Source organism: Paracoccus lichenicola (assembly GCF_009708075.1).
Lineage (GTDB): Bacteria > Pseudomonadota > Alphaproteobacteria > Rhodobacterales > Rhodobacteraceae > Paracoccus > Paracoccus lichenicola.
Map to the genome: position 1 here is coordinate 116,568 of NZ_WMBT01000010.1, position 21,456 is coordinate 138,023.

At 67.3% G+C, this 21,456-nt stretch carries 20 protein-coding genes; 14 read left to right on the forward strand and 6 right to left on the reverse strand.

The genetic code is table 11. The features are described from left to right. Positions 1 to 77: 77 nt before the first annotated feature. Positions 78 to 2,378: a cytochrome P450 gene (locus tag GIY56_RS14740; protein ID WP_196053642.1), complete on the forward strand. Its 2,301-nt coding sequence runs from the start codon at positions 78 to 80 to the stop codon at positions 2,376 to 2,378. A gap of 65 nt (positions 2,379 to 2,443) precedes the next feature. Here GIY56_RS14740 and GIY56_RS14745 read toward each other — a convergent pair whose 3' ends face one another. Continuing rightward, positions 2,444 to 3,472 (reverse strand): LacI family DNA-binding transcriptional regulator, encoded by a 1,029-nt coding sequence (locus GIY56_RS14745; RefSeq protein WP_154765612.1) that lies wholly within the window; start codon positions 3,470 to 3,472, stop codon positions 2,444 to 2,446. Positions 3,473 to 3,834: 362 nt separating this feature from the next. On the opposite strand from GIY56_RS14745, the gene GIY56_RS14750 reads away from it, so the two are divergent. Both GIY56_RS14750 and GIY56_RS14755 read left to right on the forward strand, forming a co-directional pair. Further along, positions 3,835 to 4,803, forward strand: a complete 969-nt coding sequence (locus GIY56_RS14750; protein ID WP_154765613.1) for a substrate-binding domain-containing protein — start codon at positions 3,835 to 3,837, stop codon at positions 4,801 to 4,803. 114 nt (positions 4,804 to 4,917) lie between these two features. Next, positions 4,918 to 5,979 carry an ABC transporter permease gene (locus GIY56_RS14755; RefSeq protein ID WP_154765614.1) on the forward strand — a complete coding sequence of 354 codons (1,062 nt, stop codon included), beginning with the start codon at positions 4,918 to 4,920 and terminating at the stop codon, positions 5,977 to 5,979. 168 nt (positions 5,980 to 6,147) lie between these two features. On the opposite strand, the gene GIY56_RS14760 is transcribed toward GIY56_RS14755, so the two are convergent. Further along, positions 6,148 to 6,912: a FadR/GntR family transcriptional regulator gene (locus GIY56_RS14760; protein WP_154765615.1), complete on the reverse strand. Its 765-nt coding sequence runs from the start codon at positions 6,910 to 6,912 to the stop codon at positions 6,148 to 6,150. A 187-nt stretch (positions 6,913 to 7,099) separates the two neighbouring features. Between GIY56_RS14760 and dgoD the strand changes: the two genes are divergently transcribed. The 8 genes from dgoD (at position 7,100) to GIY56_RS14800 (ending at position 15,244) form a co-directional block, all read left to right on the forward strand. Further along, positions 7,100 to 8,248 carry a galactonate dehydratase gene (gene dgoD / locus GIY56_RS14765; RefSeq protein WP_154765616.1) on the forward strand — a complete coding sequence of 383 codons (1,149 nt, stop codon included), beginning with the start codon at positions 7,100 to 7,102 and terminating at the stop codon, positions 8,246 to 8,248. Between the two features lie 28 nt (positions 8,249 to 8,276). Then, positions 8,277 to 9,290 carry a TRAP transporter substrate-binding protein gene (locus GIY56_RS14770; RefSeq protein WP_230312549.1) on the forward strand — a complete coding sequence of 338 codons (1,014 nt, stop codon included), beginning with the start codon at positions 8,277 to 8,279 and terminating at the stop codon, positions 9,288 to 9,290. A 57-nt stretch (positions 9,291 to 9,347) separates the two neighbouring features. After that, a complete protein-coding gene (locus GIY56_RS14775) occupies positions 9,348 to 9,851 on the forward strand; it encodes a TRAP transporter small permease (protein ID WP_230312550.1) in 504 nt (167 codons plus the stop codon). Positions 9,852 to 9,879: 28 nt separating this feature from the next. Next, the gene (locus GIY56_RS14780; RefSeq protein WP_154765618.1) at positions 9,880 to 11,160 is read left to right on the forward strand and encodes a TRAP transporter large permease; all 1,281 of its coding nucleotides are present in this window, start codon (positions 9,880 to 9,882) and stop codon (positions 11,158 to 11,160) included. A 54-nt stretch (positions 11,161 to 11,214) separates the two neighbouring features. Next, positions 11,215 to 11,988 carry an SDR family oxidoreductase gene (locus tag GIY56_RS14785; protein ID WP_154765619.1) on the forward strand — a complete coding sequence of 258 codons (774 nt, stop codon included), beginning with the start codon at positions 11,215 to 11,217 and terminating at the stop codon, positions 11,986 to 11,988. Positions 11,989 to 11,998: 10 nt separating this feature from the next. Continuing rightward, positions 11,999 to 13,198 (forward strand): mandelate racemase/muconate lactonizing enzyme family protein, encoded by a 1,200-nt coding sequence (locus tag GIY56_RS14790; RefSeq protein WP_154765620.1) that lies wholly within the window; start codon positions 11,999 to 12,001, stop codon positions 13,196 to 13,198. Between the two features lie 10 nt (positions 13,199 to 13,208). Continuing rightward, the gene (locus GIY56_RS14795) at positions 13,209 to 14,240 is read left to right on the forward strand and encodes an L-idonate 5-dehydrogenase (protein ID WP_154765621.1); all 1,032 of its coding nucleotides are present in this window, start codon (positions 13,209 to 13,211) and stop codon (positions 14,238 to 14,240) included. Positions 14,241 to 14,347: 107 nt separating this feature from the next. Beyond that, positions 14,348 to 15,244, forward strand: a complete 897-nt coding sequence (locus tag GIY56_RS14800; RefSeq protein ID WP_154765622.1) for a bestrophin family protein — start codon at positions 14,348 to 14,350, stop codon at positions 15,242 to 15,244. 33 nt (positions 15,245 to 15,277) lie between these two features. On the opposite strand, the gene GIY56_RS14805 is transcribed toward GIY56_RS14800, so the two are convergent. Continuing rightward, on the reverse strand, positions 15,278 to 15,796 hold the full coding sequence (locus GIY56_RS14805; RefSeq protein WP_154765623.1) for a flavin reductase family protein: 519 nt from the start codon (positions 15,794 to 15,796) through the stop codon (positions 15,278 to 15,280). 236 nt (positions 15,797 to 16,032) lie between these two features. On the opposite strand from GIY56_RS14805, the gene GIY56_RS14810 reads away from it, so the two are divergent. The 3 genes from GIY56_RS14810 to GIY56_RS14820 are packed head-to-tail and all read left to right on the forward strand — an operon-like array spanning position 16,033 to position 18,554. Next, positions 16,033 to 17,088, forward strand: coding sequence for a M29 family metallopeptidase (locus tag GIY56_RS14810; RefSeq protein WP_154765624.1), 1,056 nt, complete (start codon positions 16,033 to 16,035; stop codon positions 17,086 to 17,088). Between the two features lie 7 nt (positions 17,089 to 17,095). Beyond that, positions 17,096 to 17,806, forward strand: coding sequence for an isochorismatase family protein (locus GIY56_RS14815; protein ID WP_154765625.1), 711 nt, complete (start codon positions 17,096 to 17,098; stop codon positions 17,804 to 17,806). Further along, the gene (locus tag GIY56_RS14820) at positions 17,769 to 18,554 is read left to right on the forward strand and encodes a bifunctional riboflavin kinase/FMN adenylyltransferase (RefSeq protein ID WP_196053643.1); all 786 of its coding nucleotides are present in this window, start codon (positions 17,769 to 17,771) and stop codon (positions 18,552 to 18,554) included. Before GIY56_RS14815 ends, GIY56_RS14820 begins: the two co-directional genes overlap by 38 nt. On the opposite strand, the gene GIY56_RS14825 is transcribed toward GIY56_RS14820, so the two are convergent. From GIY56_RS14825 to GIY56_RS14835, 3 genes are read right to left on the reverse strand one after another with little or no spacing between them, the layout of a single operon-like run. Beyond that, complete coding sequence (locus GIY56_RS14825; RefSeq protein ID WP_154765627.1) at positions 18,551 to 19,000, reverse strand: hypothetical protein; 450 nt, start codon at positions 18,998 to 19,000, stop codon at positions 18,551 to 18,553. The two genes, GIY56_RS14820 and GIY56_RS14825, sit on opposite strands and share 4 nt — an antisense overlap. A 9-nt stretch (positions 19,001 to 19,009) precedes the next feature. Next, a complete protein-coding gene (locus tag GIY56_RS14830) occupies positions 19,010 to 20,476 on the reverse strand; it encodes a 4-hydroxyphenylacetate 3-hydroxylase N-terminal domain-containing protein (RefSeq protein WP_230312551.1) in 1,467 nt (488 codons plus the stop codon). A gap of 44 nt (positions 20,477 to 20,520) precedes the next feature. After that, entirely contained in the window at positions 20,521 to 21,456 is a 936-nt protein-coding gene (locus GIY56_RS14835) for an ABC transporter permease (protein WP_154765629.1), read from the reverse strand.

Sequence of the window (21,456 nt, forward strand, 5' to 3'; positions counted from 1 at the left end):
AAACCCTCACCGGGATGCTCCACCCGATTGCCCGTCATGGGTAAAGTCGCGCCAGCACCGGGATGTGGAGGAGCGTCATGTCCGCCGATATCGAGACCCTTGAACCCAAGCGCGACGCGCGGACCGTGGATCCGGCCGGGATCTTCTTCGATCCCCTGTCCTATTCGGCCTTCGATCACCCTTACGAGATGTACCGGCTTTTGCGCGATCACGCGCCGGTCTATTACAACGAGCGCCGGGATCTGTGGGTCCTGTCGCGCTACGAGGACGTGCAGGCCGCCTTGCGCGACCACGCGCGGATGGTGAACGCGCTTGGCAACGACATGGACGGCACCCACGATTCCTATGGTCCCGGCAACCTGATCGCCCTGGATCCGCCCTATCACGGCGTCCTGCGGGATCTGGTCCAGCCGTCCTTCACCCCCAAGGCGGTCAAGGACATGGAGGCGCGGATGCGCGCGCTTGCCCGGGACCTGCTCGCCCGGTTCCGCGCGGCAGGCGGCGGCGATTTCGTGACCGATGTCGCCCTGCCGCTGGTGTTCGATTCGTCGATGCGCCTTCTGGGGGCGCCGGTCGGGGACACGAAATTCTGGCAGGACCACCTGCTCCGCTCGATGGCCCGGACCATCGGGCAGTTCGGGATCCCCGAGGACGCGGCGGCATCGAACCGCGAAGCCGAGGAGCATCTTGCCGAAGTGGTGCGCGGGCGCCGCGCCGAGGTTGCCGCCGGGATCAATACCGATGCGCCCGACGTGATCACGCAGATCCTGACCGCCGCCCGGAAGGGCGTCACCCTGGACGAGGCCGAGGAGGTCGGGCTTGCCCATCTGGTGCTGTCCGCCTCCACCGACGCGCCCGAGGCGCTGCTGACGAACTGTCTGGCCGTGCTGGACAAGTTTCCGGGCCTGCAAAGGCACCTCAAGGACAATCCCGGCGCGATCCGCAACTTCGTCGAGGAAACCCTGCGCTATGACGGGCCGGCCAAGAACCTGTGCCGCCAGACGACGGCCGATGTCACGATCCGGGGCGTCACCATCCCCCGGGATTCCCGCGTCATGGTGCTGATGGGGTCGGCCAGCCGGGATGAAAGGGTTTACGACGATCCCGACCTGTTCGATGTCGCGCGCCGATTCACCAGCAAGAACAAGATCCTGACATTCGGCGAGGGCATCCACAACTGCATGGGCGCCCCGATCGCGCGGCTTCTGGCCCAAGTCCTGCTGGAAGAACTGGTCGCGGGCCTGGACGGCGACGAATACCGGATCGTCGGCACGCCCGAACGCTGGGCCAAGCAGATGGTGCGCGGCTTTGCCAGCCTGCCCATGAAGATCGTGCCCGCGGGACGGGACACCCGCAAGCTCAAGCCCCATGCCTCGGCCGCGCATGTGCAAAGCCTGTCGGTCGGCTCGACCCGGCTGACGGTCGAGACGAAGGAATTCGAGGCGCCGGTTCGCGTGACCGCCAAGACGGTCGAGGCCGATGGCGTCGTCTCGCTGCTGCTGGCGGAAGCGGGCGGAGAGTTGCTGCCCGAATGGACGCCCGGCGCCCATGTGGACCTGATCCTGGGCGACGGCGTGCCGACCCGGCAGTATTCGCTGTGCGGCGATCCGCAGGACCGCAGGCAGTTCCGCCTTGGCATCCTGCGCGAACCTGCGGGGTCCGGCGGCTCGGTGCATGTGCACGACCGCCTTGCGGAAGGGGACGTGATCCGCATCCGCGGGCCGCGCAACAACTTCGAGCTGGTCCCCGCGCCGCGCTACGTCTTCATCGCCGGCGGCATCGGGATCACCCCGATCCTGCCGATGATCCGCGCGGCAGAGGCCGCAGGGGCGGACTGGACCCTGCATTACGGAGGCCGCTCGCGCGCGTCGATGGCGTTCACGGGCGAACTGGAACGCCATGGCGGCAAGGTGCGGATCTGGCCGCAGGACGAGACCGGGCTGCTGGACCTGGCCCATATCCTCGGCCAGCCGGATGCGGACACCAAGGTCTATTGCTGCGGTCCCGAGCCGCTTTTGGGCGCGGTGGAAAAGGCCTGCGCGGCCTGGCCCAGGAAGGCCCTGCACCTGGAACGTTTCGCCGCCCGTCCCCTGGGCGCGCCGGTGCGCAACGAACCGTTCGAGGTTCATCTTGCCCGCAGCCAGCGGACGCTGATCGTTCCGCCCGAACAGTCGATCCTTTCCGTGATCGAGGAAGCGGGCATCGGGGTCATGTCGTCGTGCGGGGAAGGCACCTGCGGCACCTGCGAGGTGAAGGTTCTTGAAGGCGAACCCGATCATCGCGATTCGGTGCTGGATGCGGAAGCGCGCGAAAGCGGCGACACGATGATGATCTGCGTGTCGCGCGCCTGCGGCAAGCGGCTGGTGCTCGACATCTGACTTGCCCCCCGGGGGCATTTCCCTTGCCGGGCCGGGGAACCGGCCCGGCAAAGGCATGGCCGGGTCTAGATGTTTTCCGAGGTGTGGATCTCGATCGGGATGTTGACCCTTTGCGCCCCGGCATCCGGCCCGGCCTTCTTGGCCTTGACCATCGTGTCGATGATCTCGCGGGCGAAATGCGCCAAGGGATAGGACAGGGTCATCGTCAGCGTCCCGTCGATCAGGCCCGCCCGCGTCGCGTCGAAAAGCTCGTATCCCACGCACACGAAATCGGGGTCGCGGGGCCGGTCCCGCAAGGCGGCCAGAACGCCGGTGATGCCGCCGCCGGACACGAAAAGACCGCACATGTCCGGGTGTTCCGCGAACAGCTTTTCGGTCATCTCCTGCGCGATGGCAGCGGATTCGAAGGTCGAGACGGGTTCCAGCGGGATGAAGCCCGCGTCCTGTTCGCGCAGATAGGACCGGAAGCCGCTTTCGTTGATCTCCTGGTTGCGATAGCGGTGATTGCCGAGAAGAACCCCGATCTTGCCGGGCTTGCGGCAGATGCGGTGAAAGGCCCAGGCCGCGCTCCGGCCCTTCTTCCAGTTGTCGTGGCCGATGTATCCGACATTGCCGCGCGCCGACAAAGGCCCGATCAGCGCCGAAACCGGCGTGCCCCGTTCCAGAAGGCCGGTGATCGCATCCGAGATCACCGGATGCTCGAACGCGACCAGCCCCAGGGAATCGCAGGATGCGCCATGCGCGCGGATCCGGCCCGAGACATGGCCGGGCGAAAGATCATCCAGATATTCGAGTTCGAGTTCGATGGTCGCATGGGGAAAGCTTTCGGCCGCGCGTCTCAGGGCATTGCCGAGGTCGCGATAGAAGACCCTGTGCCCTTGCTGCAGCAGGATCGTCAGGCGATAGGCTTCCCGGGTTTTCCGCACGGACCGTTCGATCGCCCCCAGTCCATAAAAGCCGATCCTCTCGGCGGCATGAAGCACGATCTCGCGCGTGGCGCCGCGCACGGCGGAGGCATCCTTGATGACGCGGTTCACGGTCGCCACGGAAACCCTGGCCTCCCGCGCGAGATCCTTGATCGTCGGTCGCGGCATCAGTCCCACGCTGTTTCATTTCGTATCATTCGGAATGCTGGCAGATGTTTTTTGAAACAAAATATCCAAGCCATGATCAAGCGTATTGATTCAAATGATGTCAATAGACCATCAAGGAACCGACTGGAACGCATCATTGCATCCCGGTGATCGACGAGGTTGGGAGGCTGTGTCGAATGCTCCAAGCAGGGAAAGTCTTGCCAGTGCGGCAAGCCCGGACGGGCAGGCAGCAGGCCGCGCGATAGCAACCTTGCCGGACCATCGCGCTGGCGACAGCCGTGCCCGAAGGGCGCAGGTCGTTGCGGCGCGGATTTTCCGACTGCCCCCGGGGCAGTCCAGACATCCCAGGGAGGGAAACACGAATGACCTTGATCAAGACCCTGAAAGCCACGGCCGCGGCTGCCGTTCTCGCGATGTCGGCCGTGCCGGCGTTCGCCGCCGACATCGCGGTGATCGCGGGATCGCAGGAGGACGGCTTCTTCAACCTCATCAAGAAGGGTGTCGATGACGCGACCCTCATGGTCGAGGCCAACGGGGGTTCGGTGAACTACCTGCGGACGCCGAACTACGACAATTTCGGCCCCGATCTCGTCAACCTGATCAACCAGGCCGTGGCCCAGGGCGTGGACGGGATCGCCATCCCGATCTGGGTGGCCGAGGCGCAGGTTCCCGCGCTTCAGGCCGCCGCCGAACAGGGCATCGTCATCATGCTCTACAATTCGGGCCAGGAACTGAAGGATGATGTCAAGGCGCTGAACTACTTCGGCGCGGACGAATTCCTGGCGGGCTACGAGGGCGGCAAGTACATGGTGGACCAGGGCGCCAAGAAGATCCTGTGCCACATCACCACGCCGGGCGCGGTGAACCACGAAACCCGCTGTTCCGGCGTGGAAAAGGCCGGCAAGGAAGGCGGCGCCCAGGTGATCGTCCTGCGCACGCCGGCCAACCTCGACGGCGACATCACCGGCACGGCCGAGGCGGTCAAGGCGGAACTGGTGTCGGATCCGGAAATCGACGCGGTGATCTCGCTGGCCGCGTGGTCGGGGGACGCCGCCAGCAATGCGGTGGACCAGATCGGCACGGGCGACCGGGTGATGCTGGGGGTCTTCGGTCTCAGCCCGGCGATCCTGGACCGCATCAAGGCCGGCACCCAGAAGATGGCCATCGACCAGCAGCCCTATCTGCAAGGCTATCTGGCGACCTCGATGCTGGCCGCGCATATCGACTTCGGGACCGACGTGAACACCGATCCGGTCCTGACCGGCCCGGCGATCATCGACGCCTCGAACGTCGAATCCACCCTGGCCGGTGTCGCCAAGGGCGCCCGCTGATCCAAGGCGCGATGGCGGTCCCGGGCGGATGCCCGGGGCCTTCGCACTCTTTCACCGGATCCGACGCGCCCGTTCGGATGCGCAAATCCCATGCCGGGAACGACAAGGATGAACATGGAACGCACGCCAGGAACGCCTCGACCCACGCTGCCCCTTTCCAGGTCCGGGACAAGCCAGTCCTATTCCATAAGCGCGCTGTTCCGCAGGCCCGAGACCGGGGCCTTCGTGGGAATGGTGCTGGTCTTTCTCTTCTTTTCCTATTTCGGCTATGACCGGAACTTCCTGTCATCGTTCGGAACCTCGTCCTGGGTGAACATGGCCTCGACCATCGGGATCATCGCCATTCCGGTCGGCTTCCTGATGATCGCCGGGGAACTGGACATCTCGATCGGCGCGATGGTGCCCGCGGCCAAGATGTCCATGGCCATCGCCTGCGGCTATTACGGCCTGCCGATCGGGGTCGGCCTGCTTGTCACCTTCGGCATCGCCATCGCGGTCGGCTGGATCAACGGGATGCTGGTGACGCGCACCAAGGTGCCGTCGCTGATCGTCACCCTTGCCACGCTGTTCGCGATTTCGGGCCTGACGCTGTTCCTGTCGCTGTGGCTGACCGACACCACCAGCCAGGCCCTCACCTCGCCGGCCTGGGCCAAGTTCGTCTTCGGCGATTACCACGTCTGGGGCTTCCAAAGCTCGGTGTTCTGGTGGATCGCCATCGCCATCGCGCTGTATTACGTCCTGCACCTGTCGCCCTGGGGGAACTGGATCTTCGCCCTGGGCGGCGACAAGGAAAGCGCCCGCAACGCGGGGATCCCGATCGACAGGCTCAAGGTCTCGCTGTTCATCCTGACGGCCGTGGCCGCCGCCCTGTCCGGGGTGTGCGAAACCGTGCTGTCGAATTCCGCCACCACCACCACCAACTTCGCGCTGATCTTCAACTGCATCATCGCGGTCGTCGTGGGCGGGGTGCTTCTGACGGGCGGGTTCGGGACGGTGGCGGGCGTGGTCTTCGGCACCGCCACCCTTGCGATCGTGCAGCAGGGCATCGGCTACACGCCCTTCGACCGCAACCTCAGCTCGCTCATCATCGGCGTGCTGCTGCTGATCGCGGTCCTGATGAACGACACCTTCCGGGACCTGGCCACGTCGATGTCCACCGCGAGAAAGGCGAAATAGCGTTCCGGCGCCGGCCCGTTCACCTTTGCCCAAATATCCCGCAGGGGGACCGGGGGACGTGAAGTCCCCCGGCTTTCGCCAAGGCCGGCCGGGGTTCCGGCGACATCCCGTGCCGGACCGACGCCGCAGCAGGCGCGGGACCCGGGCGCGTCGCCCCCCCGGGAAGGGTCACGGCAACGGCCCGGACGCGCCTTCCCGCCGCCGCATCGCTTCCAGAAGGTCGCTGCGCGCGGTGCCGATCAGCGCCTCCATGGCGGCGCGCGCCCGGGCCGGCTGGCGCATCCGGATCGCTTCCAGCACCGCGCCGTGCAGGCCGATGGCATGGTCGAAGGTCTGGCTGTAGCGATTGGTCATCTGGAGGCTTGCCAGCAGGCCCGCGCGGATGGCGATGGCGAACTGGCGAAAGACCCAGTTGCCGCAGGCGTCGATGATGGCGGCATGGAACTCCAGGTCGGCCTGGCTCCAGGCCTCGGTGTCGCGGCCTTCCGAGGCCACCATCCGCTCGAAGGCGCGGGCGATCTCGGCCAGTTCCGCCGCGTCCGCGCGGCTTGCCGCCATCTCTGCCGCCGCAGGCTCCAGCATCTGCCGCGCCTCGATCAGGGCAAGATAGAACCGGTCGCCCCGCGCATGGCGCATCGCCGCCTCGAGCACGAGGGGGTCGAGATAGTTCCACTGGGAATGCGGCATCACCACCGTGCCCGCCCGGGTGCGGGACCGCACCATGCCCTGGGCCGCCACGTATTGCATCGCCTCGCGCAGCGTGGTGCGGCTGACGCCATAGGCTTCCTGCAACTCGGTCTCGGTGGGCAGGGTCGCGCCCTCGGGCAGATCGCCCGACACGATGCGATCGACAAGCCCGGCCAGCACGCCGTCCATGACCTTCCGCTTCGTCCCGGGCCGTTCCAGCCCGCCCGTGCGCACCCCGTCATCCATGGCCGATCCGTCCCCCCCCCTTGCCGTGCCGCGCCAGCATACAGGATTGCCGCATGCAAAAAAGATCGTATTTAAGTTTACAATAAATACGATCAATGCTACTCCGGCTGCCGGCAGGGAGGCCAAGGGGGGACATTCCGGTGCGCATGTCGGCACGTATCCGAACGCAAGGGCCGGTGGCGGGCTGATGCGCATCACCGCCATCAAGACCTTTCTGGTGCCGCCGCGCTGGTGCTTCGTGAAGGTGGAAACCGACGAAGGCATCGCCGGCTGGGGCGAGCCGGTGGTCGAAGGGCGCGCCGCCACCGTGGCCGCCCTGGTCGAGGAACTGTCCGACTATCTGATCGGCAAGGATCCGGGGTTCATCGAGGATCACTGGACGGTGATGTACCGCGGCGGCTTTTATCGCGGCGGCGTCATCCACATGTCGGCCATCGCCGGGATCGACCAGGCGCTGTGGGACATCAAGGGCAAGGCGCTCGGCCAGCCGGTCCATGCGCTTCTGGGCGGTCAGCTGCGCGACCGCATCCGCGTCTATTCCTGGATCGGCGGCGACCGTCCGGCGGACGTGGCGGCGAACGCCAGGGCCGTCGTCGCGCGCGGCTTCCAGGCCATCAAGCTCAACGGCTGCGAGGAGATGCAGATCGTCGATACCAACGCCGCCGTGACGCGCGCGGTGGAAACGATCATGACCGTGCGCGAGGCGGTGGGACCCGACATCGGCATCGGCGCCGATTTCCACGGCCGCGTCCACCGCCCCATGGCCAAGGTGCTGGCGCGGGAACTGGACGCCGCCCGCCTGATGTTCATCGAGGAGCCGGTGCTGTCGGAAAACCGCGAGGCGCTCAAGGAGATCGCCAACCACACCTCCACCCCCATCGCCCTGGGCGAGCGGCTGTGCTCGCGGTGGGACTTCAAGGGGGTGCTGGCGGACGGCTATGTGGACATCATCCAGCCCGACCTGTCGCACGCCGGCGGCATCACCGAATGCCGCAAGATCGCCGCGATGGCAGAGGCCTATGACGTGGCCCTGGCCCCGCATTGCCCGCTGGGACCGATCGCGCTGGCCGCCTGCCTGCAGATCGACGCGGTCAGCCATAACGCCTTCATCCAGGAACAGTCGCTGGGCATCCACTACAACCAGGGCAGCGACCTGCTGGACTACCTCGCCGATCCGTCGGTCTTCGCCTACGAGGATGGCTTCGTGCGCATCCCGCAGGGACCCGGACTGGGGATCGAGATCGACGAGGAACACGTGATCCGCCGCGCGGCGGAAGGCCACCGCTGGCGCAACCCCGTGTGGAGGCACGCGGACGGCAGCCTGGCCGAATGGTGAAACGAAATCCGATGGGAGGATGCAGATGATGAAACCGATGAGAACCTGGGCGGGCGCCGTGGCCGTCGCCGCCCTGCTGGCCGCCACCGCCGGCGGCGCGCTGGCGCAGGACATCAAGGCCAAGCTTGGCCACGCCATGCCGCAGGAACATCCGCAGGCGCAGGCGCTCAACCGCTTTGCGGAGCTGGCAGGCCAGTACACCGACGGGCGCGTCGAGGTGAACGTGTATCACGGCTCGATGCTGGGCGGCGACGACAAGATGCTGCAATCCACGCAAAGCGGCACGCAAGAGCTTTTCTATGGCTCGCCCGCGCCGCTGGCCGGCAAGGTCAAGGAAGTGCAGATCTTCGACTTTCCCTTCCTGTTCAACGACATGAAGGAAGTGGACGCGGTGACGCAGGGTCCCGTCGGCGACAGGATCTTCGAGATCATGAAGGACCATCACCTCGTGGGCCTTGCCTGGGGCGAGACGGGCTTTCGCCAGTTGTCCAACAACCGCCATCCGGTGGAAACGGCCGAGGACATCAAGGGCCTGAAGATCCGCGTCATGCAGAACCAGGTGGCGCTTGACACCTGGCAGGCCCTGGGCGCGAACGCCCTGCCCATGTCCTATGCCGAGGTGTTCACGGCCTTGGAAACCGGGGCGCTGGACGGGCAGGAAAACCCTTATGTCCACATGTACGCCAACAAGATCTTCGAGGTGCAGGACTATGGCACCACGACGAACCACGTCTATACGCCCTGCATGTTGCTGGCCTCCGACGAGTTCTGGGCCAAGCTTTCGCCCGAGGATCAGGCGGCCCTGGTGAAGGCGGGCAAGGAATCCATGGCCTACCTGCGCGAGCTGATGGAGAAAAGCAACGCCGACGTGGTCGCCAGGCTTGCCGAGGAAGGCATGGAGGTGAAGCCCATGCCCGAGGCCGAGATGGCCAAGCTGCGCGAGGCGGTCAAGCCGGTGATCGAGAAGTACAAGCCCGTCGTCGGCGCCGAGCTGGTGGACGAGGTGATGGCAACCATCCAGAAGGTCCGCGCCGGGAACTGAGGCGCGCGCCCCCCGCGGCCCGGAACGGGGCCGCGGGACCGGACAGGGAGGGAATTCATGTCACGTCTGTTCTTCGCCACGCTTGAGAACGCGCTCAAGGTGATGCTGGCGCTGATGGTGGTGCTGGTCTTCGGCAACGTCATCCTGCGCTACGGCTTCAATTCCGGCATCACCATGTCCGAGGAGCTGTCGCGCTTCCTGTTCGTCTGGCTGATCTTCCTGGGGGCGTTCCTGACGCTGCGGGAACGCGCGCATCTGGGCGTGAACGGGCTTGTCCGGCTGTTGCCCTATCGGGGCCAGCGGGCGGTGCGGATCTTCGGGGACGCGGCCTCGCTTTTGTGCTGCATCCTGCTGGGCCTTGGCGCCTGGCGGCAGGTGCTGGACAACATGCAGAACCATTCGCCCGTCGCGGGCATCCCGATGGGGGTGGTCTATTTCTCGTGCGTGGCCTCCAGCGTCGGCATGGCGGCGCTGTTCGCCCGGTCGGTCCTTCAGGTGGCGACCGGCCGGATCCCCGACGACGAGATCTTCGCCAGCCATGGCGAGGAGCTGATCGAGTGACCGTGCGCCTGCAAGAGGGACAAACCCCATGACCATCGTCGTCTTCGTGGCCTCGCTGTGCGGCGCGATGCTGCTCGGCATCCCCGTGGCCTTCGCGCTTCTTGTCTGCGGCATCGCCCTGATGTGGCACCTCGACATGTTCGACGTGCAGATCCTGGCCGAGAACGTGCTGGACGGGGCCAACAACTATCCCCTGATGGCGCTGCCCTTCTTCGTGCTGGCGGGCGAGCTGATGAACGCGGGCGGCGTGTCCAAGCGCATCGTCGGCGTGGCCATCGCGCTGGTGGGCCATGTCCGCGGGGGCCTCGGCTACGTGGCGGTGCTGGCGGCGCTGGTGCTGGCCTCCATCTCCGGCTCGGCCATTGCCGATTGCGCGGCGCTGGCCGCCGTGGTGATCCCGCTCATGCGCAAGTCGGGCTATCCGGTGCCGCTTTCGGCGGGCCTGGTGTCCTCGGCCGGGATCGTGGCGCCGCTCTTGCCGCCGTCGATCCCCTTCGTGGTGTTCGGCGTGGCGGCAGAGCTGTCGGTCACGCGGCTGTTCATGACCGGCATCGCGCCGGGGCTGATGATGGCCGCGACCCTGATGGTCACCTGGTTCTTCTATGCCCGCAAGGACGACCGCATGATCGCGCGGCAGACCTTCGACTGGCCGCGCCTGTTCCGCGCCCTGCGCGAGGGGTTTTGGGCGCTGCTGCTGCCCATCGTCATCATCGGCGGCATGAAGTCCGGCGCCTTCACCCCGACCGAGGCGGGCGTGGTGGCCGTGGTCTATTCGCTGGTGATCGGCATGTTCGTTTACGGCGAGCTGAAGCCGCGGATGGTGCCCGACCTGCTGCTGCGCGCCGCCAAGACGGCCAGCACGGTGATGTTCCTGGTGGCCTGCGCCTATGTCTCGGCCTGGCTCATCACGGTGGCCAACATCCCGCAAGAGATCGCCGATGTCGTGGCGCCCTACATGGAGAACAAGATCCTCTTCATGTTCATCCTGATGGTGGTGGTGTTCCTGGTGGGCACGGCGCTGGACCTCACGCCCACCATCCTGATCCTGACGCCGGTGATGATGCCCCTGGTGCGGCAGGCCGAGATCGACCCCTATTACTTCGGGGTGATGTTCATGATGAACAACGCCATCGGTCTCATCACGCCCCCGGTGGGGACCGTGCTGAACGTCGTGTCCGGCGTGGCGCGGGTCGAGCTTGACCAGGTGATCCGGGGGATGCTGCCGTTCCTTGCGGCCTACACGGCGCTCTTGTTCCTGTTCGTGCTGTTTCCCGACCTCATCCTCGTGCCGGCCTCGTGGCTGCGCTGATCCCGTCGCGGGCAGACCCTTGCCGCCCGCGCCTTTCTTCCTTTGGCGGACCTCATGACCACTTCCCATTTCGACCTTTCGGGGCGCACGGCGCTTGTCACCGGATCGACCCGCGGCCTTGGCCTTGCCTATGCCGAGGGGCTGGCCGCCGCCGGCGCGCGGGTGATCGTCAACGGCACCACGCAGGCGGGCGTTGACGCGGCCCTGGCGGGCCTGCGCGCCGCGGGCCACGACGACGTGGCGGGCCTTTGCTTCGACGTGGGCGACCCCGCCTCGATCGCCGACGCCTTCGCGCGGCTGGACGCCGAGGGCGAGGCGGTCGGCATCCTTGTCAACAACGCGGGCATCCAGTCGCGCAACCCGATGGTGGACGTGACGCTGGCCGACTGGCAGCGGGTGCTGGACGTGAACCTGACCGGCGCCTTTCTGGTGGCCCGAGAGGCCGCGCGGCGGATGATCGCGCGGGGCCAGGGGGGCAAGGTCGTCAACATCGCCTCGCTCACCTCGGCCGCCGGGCGGGCGACCGTGGCGCCCTATACCGCCTCCAAGGGCGCGCTTGCCGCGATCACCCGGACCATGGCGGTGGAATGGGGTCCGCACGGCATCCAGTCGAACGCCATCGGTCCCGGCTATATCCTGACCGAGATGAACGCGGCCCTGATCGAGAACAAGGAGTTCGACGCCTGGGTGCGCGCCTCGAACCCGTCGGGCCGCTGGGGCCGCCCCGAGGAACTGGTGGGCACCGCCATCTTCCTGGCAAGCCCCGCCTCCGATTACGTGAACGGCCAGACCATCTATGTCGATGGCGGCTGGCTTGCGCAGCTTTGAGGATTAGGCAATGAAGATCACCGCCATCGAGACGCTGCGGACAGAGGAGTTTTCCAACGTCCTGTGGGTGCGGCTGCACACCGACGCGGGCCTGATCGGCCTGGGCGAGACCTTCTACGGCGCGGGCGCGGTCGAGGCGCATGTCCACGACGTTCTGGCCGCGCGCCTTCTGGGCCGCGATCCCCTGCGCATCGAGGCCCATTCGCGCGAGATGGTGAACCTGCCGATGGCGCAGGCCTCGACGGGGGCGGAATACCGCGCGGCATCCGCCATCGACCTGGCGCTGTGGGACATTTTCGGCAAGCATTGCGGCCAGCCGGTGCACCAGATGCTGGGCGGGCTGTGCCACGACCGGGTGCCGGTCTACAACACCTGCGCGGGCTACGGCTATGTGCGGTCGAACCGCATCCGGCCGGTGGACACCTGGAACTTCAGCGCGGACCAGGGTCCCTACGAGGACCTGAACGGCTTCATGACCGACGCGGGCGCGCTGGCGGAAAGCCTGCTGGATCAGGGCATCACCGGCATGAAGATCTGGCCCTTCGACCCCGCCGCCATCGAGAACGACGGCCGCTTCATCACCGCCGGGCAGATGCGCCGGGCCGTCGAGCCGTTCGAGAAGATCCGCCGCGCCGTGGGCGACCGGATGCAGATCATGGTGGAATTCCATTCGCTGTGGAACCTGCCCACCATCAAGCGCATCGCCCGCGTGCTTCAGGACTATGACCCCACCTGGTACGAGGATCCGATCCGCATGAACTCGGTCTCGGCGCTGTCGGAACTGGCGGCCAGCACCACGGTGCCGATCTGCGCCTCGGAAACGCTGGGGTCGCGCTTTCCCTACAAGGACATGCTGGAGGCGGGCGCCATCGGCGTCGTCATGACCGATCTGGTCTGGACCGGCGGGCTGACCGAAGGGCGCAAGATCGCGGCGCTGGCCGACACCTATCACCGGCCCTATGCGCCCCACGACTGCACCGGTCCGGTGGCCTATGCGGCGGCGGTGCATTCGGCGCTGTCGCAGCCCAACACGCTGATCCAGGAGTCGGTGCGCGCCTTCTATACCGGCTGGTACAGGGAACTGGTGACCGAGGTGCCGCGCATCGAGAAGGGCCACGTCCTGCCGATGGAAGGGCCGGGCCTCGGCACCGAGCTTTTACCGCAGGTGTTCGACCGCCCCGACCTGACCGTCCGCCGCTCGGCCCTGTAAGGAGGCATTCATGCAAGCCGTCGTCATCCACGCCCCCCACGACCTCCGCCTGGAGGACCGCCCCCTTCCCGTCCCCGGTCCGGGCGAGGTGCTGGTCCGCGTCCGCGCGGGGGGCATCTGCGGGTCGGACCTGCATTACTATCACAACGCGGGCTTCGGCACCGTGCGGATCCGGGAACCCATGGTGCTGGGCCACGAGGCCGCCGGAGAGATCGCCGCCCTGGGCGAGGGCGTGACCGGCCTTGCCCTGGGCCAGCGCGTCGCCATCAATCCGTCCCGCCCCGTGGGCGACGACGAATACATCCGCGAAGGAATGCGCCAGCACGCGATGGACATGCGCTTCAACGGTTCGGCCATGCGCATCCCGCACGAGCAGGGCTTCTTCCGCGAGGCGGTGGCGGTGCCCGCTGCCCAGGCCGTGCCCGTCCCCGACGGCACCCCCTTCGAGGTGGCCGCCTGCGCCGAGCCGCTGGCGGTGGCGCTGCACGCCGTGCGCCAGGCGGGAAGCCTGACGGGCAAGCGGGTGCTGGTGACGGGGGCGGGCGCCATCGGCTGCCTGGTGATCCTTGCCGCCCGCCATGCCGGCGCGGCGGAAATCATCGCCACCGACATCGCCGACCCCGCGCTTGTCACTGCGGCCAAGGTCGGCGCCGACGTGACGCTGAACACCGCGGCGGACGCCGGGGCGCTCGACCGCTTCAAGGCGGACAAGGGGCGGGTGCACGTGGCCTTCGAATGTTCGGGGGCCGGGGCGGTGCTGGCGTCGCTTCTGGACGTGGTGCGCCCGCGCGGCACCATCGTCGCGGTCGGCCTGGGGCGCGACGTGACGCTGCCCATCGCGCCCATCGTGACCAAGGAACTGGTGATCCGCGGCACCTTCCGCTTCGACGCCGAGTTCGCCTGGGCGGCCGACCTGCTGGGTTCGGGCCGCATCGACGTGACCCCCCTGCTGTCCGCGCAGATCCCCGCCGCCCGCGCGGTCGAGGCCTTCGAGCTTGCCACCGACCGCGCCCGCGCGGTCAAGGTGCACCTGACCTTCTGATCGGGCCGCTGCGTGTCGGGCGGGACGCCGCGCCACCCCGGGATCCCCGCGCCGCGCGGCATCGGGAAGGGGATGACGTTCGTCCTGGAACCTGCCAAGGTCGTGGCATGATCGTCCGTCCCCGTCCCGGCCTGCTGACGCTGTTCTTCGTCCTCAAGGGGTCGATCATCCTGCGGACCTGGCCGCATCTGGCCGCGGTGGGCGCGCTGTCCGTGATCGTGGTGGCCGCGCATCGCCACGCGCCCCAGATCGTGCCGGGGATCAATCCCGCGCCCCTGACGCTGATCGGCATCGCGCTGTCCGTGTTCCTCAGCTTTCGCAACAACGCCTGCTATGACCGCTGGTGGGAGGCGCGCAAGCTGTGGGGCCAGATCATCCAGTCGGCCCGCGACATCGCCCGCCAGACGGTCGTTCTGGACAAGGGGCCGGACGACGTGTCGCCCGAGCGGCGCGAGATCCTGACGGCGATCATCGCCTTCGGCCATGCCGCCGTCGGGCAGTTGCGGCACGGGACCGGCACCCGGGCCGCCGGCGGGCCGGCCCTGTTCGCCGCGCCCGCCGACACGATCCTGCACCCCGTCGCCGCGAGAGTCGGGCTGTTGTCGCGCCAGGGCCGCCTTGTCCCGGTCGAGGCGCTGGCCCTGAACGGCAGCCTGGGCCACCTGACGCAGGCCCTGGTCGGCTGCGAGCGCCTGTCGAACACGCCCTTGCCCTTTGCCTATACGCTGCTTCTGCATCGCACGGCCTATCTGTTCTGCTTCCTGCTGCCCTTCGGGCTGGCCGACATGATGGGCTGGTCCACCCCGCTGGCCGCCATGCTGGTCGCCTATACCTTCTTCGGCCTGGACGCCCTGGGCGAGGAACTCGAGGAACCCTTCGGCCTGCTGCCGAACAACCTTCCCATCTCGGCCTATGCCGCGGTGATCGAGATCCACCTGCGCTCGGCCATGGGGGAAACGGATCTGCCGCCGATGCCCGTCCCGCAGGATTACGTGCTGACGTGACGCCAGGGCGGCCACGGGTTGCCCGGCCGCCTGTCAGCCCAGCCGTCGATAGCGGCCATCGCGATAAAGCAGGGGATCGGCCGGCGAGGGTTCCCAAAGCCCCCTGACCTGCCCGATCAGGATCGCATGGGTCGGAGACGGCAATTCCTCGCGCAGGTCGCAATCGAAGATGCAGGCCGCATGGCGGCTTGCCGGGGCGCCCGTTTCCATCACCGCCCAGTCCCCGTCCCGGAACCGGGCCTCGCCATGCAGCCCGGCGCGGCCGGCAAAGGTGTCGGCCAGGTCCGTCTGGGATTCGGACAGGACGTTCAAGGCGAAGTGACCGGCGGCACGGACAACCGCCAGCGCCGCGGAGTGCGCGTGAAGACAGGCCAGCACCGAGGGGGGATCGTCGGACAGCGAGCAGGCGGCAGTGATCGTGACGCCCGCGCGGACCCCCGCATGTGACGCCGTCAGGATCGCCACGGTCGAGGCGGGCTTGCGCATCGCCCGGCGAAACGCCGACGGATCGACGCCGGGCCGGGCGATGTGCAGGATAGGCTGTTCGGGCATGGGCGGATCCTTCTTCTGCCATGGCGATGTCCTGCGACGGCAGCGCCCCCCGATCAATCCGGGATGCCTGGTTGCGTTTGGTTGGGCCACCGGGATGCACCTTGCATCATCAGGATGGATCGGGATGCCCAAAAAATTAGCGCGGGAAGGGCGTTTTTGCAGCCGGGACCCCCCGCCGGATTGACGCCGGGCACGACAACCAAAAAACTGGTCTTCAATGGTTGAAGGGATAGCGGATGGCGACGCAGTTCGAGATGGTGAAACTCTTCAGGGCAGAACTGGACCTGTGCAAGCTCACGCCGCGGGAAACGGTCGTCGTCCTGACCGAAGGCGACATCCGTGCGGATTACGCGCAGGCGATGATGCTGGCGGCCCGGGAAATCGGCGCCACGGTCTTTCGGATCACCGTCCCGGAACGCGAGCGGCGCGAGATGCGGCAAACGGTCGGCCGCACCGCCATCGCGGGAAACCTGCCGGTCATCGACGCCCTGAAGCGGGCCGATCTGGTGGTCGATCTGATGGGGATGCTTTTCAGCCACGAGCAGAACGAGATCTGTGCCGCCGGAACGCGGATGCTCTTTGTCCACGAGCCGTTCGACATCCTGGCCAAGAACTTCCCGACGCCCGATCTGCGGCGGCGGGTCGAACATGGCGAACGCCTGCTGGCGGCGGCCAGGGTCATGCGCATCACGTCCCGATCGGGGACCGACGTGACCTACCAGCTGGGCCAGTACCGCGTCATGACCCAGTACGGCTATACCGATCAGCCCGGACGCTGGGACCACATGGGCACCGGCCAGGTGCTGAGCCAGGCCATCGACGGCAAGGTCGAGGGCAAGGTCGTCATCATGCCGGGCGACGTGATCGTGGCCTTCAAGAACCGCCAGGTGGAATCGCCCGTCACCCTGACGATCAAGGCCGGCCATGTCACCGCAATCGAGGGCGACGGCATGGACGCCGCGCTGATGGCGGATTTCATGGAAAGCTTCGACGACCCCCGTGCTTATGCGGTCAGCCATATCGGCTGGGGGCTGCTCGGTTCGGCGACATGGTACGACAACGTCATCACCGACACGCGGCCCCTGGAAATCGGGGTCAACTCGCTCAGCTATCATGGCAACGTGCTGTTCTCGCTGGGACCGAACAGCGAACTGGGCGGCAACAACGACACGGCCTGCCACCTCGACATCCCGCTGCGCAAGGCGACGCTGACGCTGGACGGGCAGGTCATCGTCGATAACGGCCGCATGGCCATCCCCGAGATGCAGTTCACGCCGGCCCCGGCGCATTGAGGATCCCATGGAACTGTCCGACAAGACCGCGCGCCAGATGTTTCAGGAACTGCGCGACGATCCGAACCGCCTGATCTACGACTTCGGCAAGCGCCCCATGCTGATCAACGTCGATCTGCAATGCGCCTATACCCGGCCGGACACCTACGTCACCGCCTACGAGACCGATCCCGGGCAATGCGATTACGTGAACCGCCTGGCCCGGCGGCACCGGATCCTGGGCCTGCCCGTCGTCTGGACCCATGTCGGCTTTTCCGAGGATGGCGCCGATTGCGGCATCTTCGGCAGCCGCGACGACACCCCCGACAGCCTGCAGAACATCAAGCTGGGGTCGCCCCGGGCCGCGCTGGATCCGCGCCTGGACGTGCAAAGGGGCGACATCGTGCTGAACAAGAAGATGCCCTCGGCCTTCTTCGAGACGCATCTGCAATCGCTGGCGACCTTTCACGGGATCGACACCATCGTCGTGACCGGCGGCTCGACCTCGGGCTGCGTGCGGGCGACGGTGGTGGATGCGCTGTCGCGCAGCTTCCGGGTCGTCGTGCCCGAGGAATGCGTGGCCGACCTGCACGAAAGCCCGCACTTCGCCAACCTTTACGACATGATGAAGAAATATGCTCGTGTCTGTTCCTTCGCCGAAACCGACGCCTGGCTCGCTTCGCTTCGATCCGGCGCCCGGGGTGGCCGCATCCAGCGCGCGGCTGCCCCATCTGCATGACGACGCGGCGCCCCTGCCCGCCCGGCTGCGCGGATCGGTCATGTTGCTGGGCAATTTCGACGGGTTGCACCGCGGGCACCGGGCGCTTCTGGCGCGGGCGTCCCTTGTCGCGGCGGCGCAAGGCCGGCCCTTGTCCATCATGGCCTGCGAACCGCACCCGAGGCGCTTCTTCGCCCCCGGTCTGGCGCCGTTTCGCCTGTCCTGCGGCGGCGCGCGCTATGCCGCGCTGGCCGAGGCGGGCCTTTCCCTGATCTGGACCCCCCGCTTCGACCGGGAGTTCGCCGCCCTGCCGCCCCGCGACTTCATCGAGCGGTTCCTGGTGGCCGGGCTGGCCGTCGCGCATGTCGTCGTGGGCGAGGATTTCCGCTTCGGCGCGGGACGCGCGGGCGACACGGGCCTGCTGCGCCTGCAGGGCCGCCGTTGGGGTTTCGGCGTGGACGTGATCAAGGATGTCGTCCGGGATGGCGACAGGATCTCGTCCTCGCTGATCAGGCGTTCGGTCGAAGCGGGCGAAACGGCGCGCGCGGTCGATCTGATCGGCGGGTCCTGGCGCATCCCGATCTTCTGCGCGGGCCTGGAGTGCTATCATGTCCATGACGAACAGATCCTGCCGCCGCCGGGGACCTACGAGATTTCGGCCTCGTGCCGCAGGGGCGGGAACCTTGGCCGCCATCGGATCGGGATCCGCGCGGACCGGCATCTGACGGGCGCATTGCCGGCAAGCGCCAGCAGCGTGGTTTTCGGCTAGTCCGCCGCGCAGACCCTGCCGCAGGTCAGCGATCCTTTCCGGCCGACAAGCTTGCGGAAATCAATGCCGGTCCCCGCGCCAGCCGGGCCGCAGGACAGCCCCTCGACCGCCATGTCCACGCCTTCGGAATTCAGCCACGACACCGTGCCCGTCGCCGCGTCATGACGGAAGGGCAGCGAAACGGTCCTGCCTGGCGGGACCGGGTCCATGTCGATCACATACCAATGCGCCAGCGTCAGCCGGCAAAGAACGGGCGCATGGCCGCGGTTCGACAGGACGACCGGGCGGGACCGGGCCGGCGGGCCGGCAAGGTAGTTATGCGACCGGAGCCATTCGGGCAGGTCGGCCTTGCCCGTGTCGTAAAGCCCCTCCCCCGCCGCGGCGGGCAGGGAAAGAAGCAAAAGGGCCGCCGCCATCCCGGGCATGAAGCGCGGCGATGACGCCATGCCGGCCGCTCAGTCCAGGCCTGCCAGCTTGCGGGCCAGCGTCACGTGCGCGCTGCGGTCGTATTCGTTGAACAGCCGCGTGCGCAGGATCGGCGCGGGGGTGGCGTTGACGTTCTCGAACAGCGCCACGCGGCCGGCATGGGACGAGGTGGTCAGGTCCCAGATGAAGTTCATCACCCGTTCCTTCTCGATGCCCGAGACGCCGTGACCGGGCAGAAGCTCGACGAGGTGATGGCCGATGTCGGGGTTCTCGAAGGCCTTCCTGCCGAACCGCATCACCAGCCCCTGTCCGCACAGTTCCTGCAAGGTGTGGATCATGTTCGGGTAATGCTGGATCGAATACATCCGCCCTGCGGTCAGCAGCGGGATGTCGGGGGCAAAGACGCCCTGCTCGGTCGGCTGCGCCTGCGCCTCGGCCGCCAGAACGAATGCGCGCAGGGTCTGCGCATACTGGATCAGGTTCGCGACCAGCGCCTGCACCGGCTGGAACCTGGCCGTCCCCAGGATGTCGAGCACCAGCTGCGCGCAGCCGACGAAAAGCTGGGCCTTGACCGCCAGGCGCGACAGGATGTGCCAATGCGCCCAGTTGCAGGTCCTGCCGTAATAGCTCACCAGCTCCTGGTCGCCCAGGTTGAAGATCCGGTCCTGCGGCACGAAGACATCGTCGAAGATGACCAGCTGGTCCGCTTCCTCGCCCTTGTGGTTCAGCGGGTGGTCATGGGGGTCGGCACCGGGGTTCGACAGGCATTCGCGCGACACCAGCTTCAGCCCCTCGGTCGCGATCGGGATCGAACCCCAGATGCAGGCCTCGGGCGGGGTGCCCTCGTAGGCGAGGTTGGTGAAGAAGATCTCGTTGGTCTGCGCGGCGATGGAACCCACCGATTTCGCCCCCGAGATCCGCACGCCGCCCTTTTCGACCGCCGTCACCCGCAGCAGCGAGGCGGCCTGCGCCAGGGGTTGCGAGCGGTCGTTCTGCGGGCCGGTCAGGCTTTCGGCGCAGGTGATCCCGTTCAGCTGGCCGTATTCCATGTAACGCTCGATGTTTTCGGCGAAATCGGGCGACAGGCCTGCGAAGGTGGACTTCTTCTTGCGAAAGGTCGGCAGATAGGCCCAAAGCCCCATCGCGATGGACGGTCCCAGGTCAGGCGGGCGGCCATAGGTGCCGGCGGTCTTGCGGGCGGTGTATTCGATCATCCGGCGCCGCTCGGCCAGGTCCTCGCGCGACATCGGCGCCTGCCAGGACCGCGACACGACGGCGCCGAGGCGCGGCTCGAAATAGGTCGTGTCGCCGGCATGTTCGGGGCTGAACTGATCGTCGAACATCTCGGCCAGAACGTCGATTCCGGCGGCCAGATGCGGGGCGTCGAAGACGCTGCCCAGCTCCTGGCCCTCGACCCACACGCGGCGGCCATCGTTCAGCGAGGCCTTGTACTCGGCCCCGGTCCTCAGCCTGCGCACAGGTTTGGTGTCGGTCATCTGGTTCATCGGGTTTCTCCTGCTGGTGTCTGGGATGAAGCGGGTCAGCGTTGACCGCGGCGATAGGGTTGGCCAAGCGCCGAGGGCATCCGCGCATGGCGGCCGAACAGGACAAGGACGGCCATCACCGCCACGAAGGGCAGCATCTGGATCACGTCCGTTGGAATGGCGATGCCGCCGACCTGCAACGCCGTCGTCACGGCCAGGCACATCCCGAACAGCAACCCGCCGCCCAGCACGGACAGCGGACGCGAACGGGCAAGCATGGCCAGCACAATGGCGATATAGCCCGCGCCCCCGGTCATGTGCGGCACGAAGATGCCCGAGGCGATGACGGCCATGTAGCCGCCGCCAAGGCCCGCCATGGCGCCGCCGACGATCACGGCGGCGCTGCGGGTGGCCACGACCCCGATGCCGGTCGCGTCCAGCGCGTCGGGGCGCTCGCCGGCGGCGGCAAGGTTCAGGCCCAGAAAGCTGTTGCGATAGATCAGCGCGAACAGGGCGGGCGCCAGAAGGCCCAGCCAGGTGACCGGATGGTGGTGGAAAAGCGCCTGCCCCAGCACCGGGATCCCCGACAGGCCCGGGATCGCGATCCGGGGCGCGGCGTCGAGCCGGGGATAGGTCCGGGCGAAATGCGCATGGTGCAGAAGCGCCGTCACCCCGGCCGCCCCCAGGGTCAGGGCGATGCCGACGATGATCTGGTTCATCCCCATCCGTACGCAGAAAAGCGCCATCAGCGCGCCAAGGCCGGCGCCGCAGGCCAGGGCCGCAAGCAGCCCGCCCCAGATCCCGCCGCCCGCAAGCGTGGTGGCGAACCCGGCATAGGCCCCCGACAGCATCATGCCCTCGACCCCGATGTTCAGGACGCCCGCGCGTTCCGAGAACTGCTCTCCCAGGGCCGCGAGGATCAGGGGAATGGCCGACACGACCGTGCCGGTCAGAAGCGCCGCAAGAAAGGTCTGGCTCAAAAGCGATTGCAT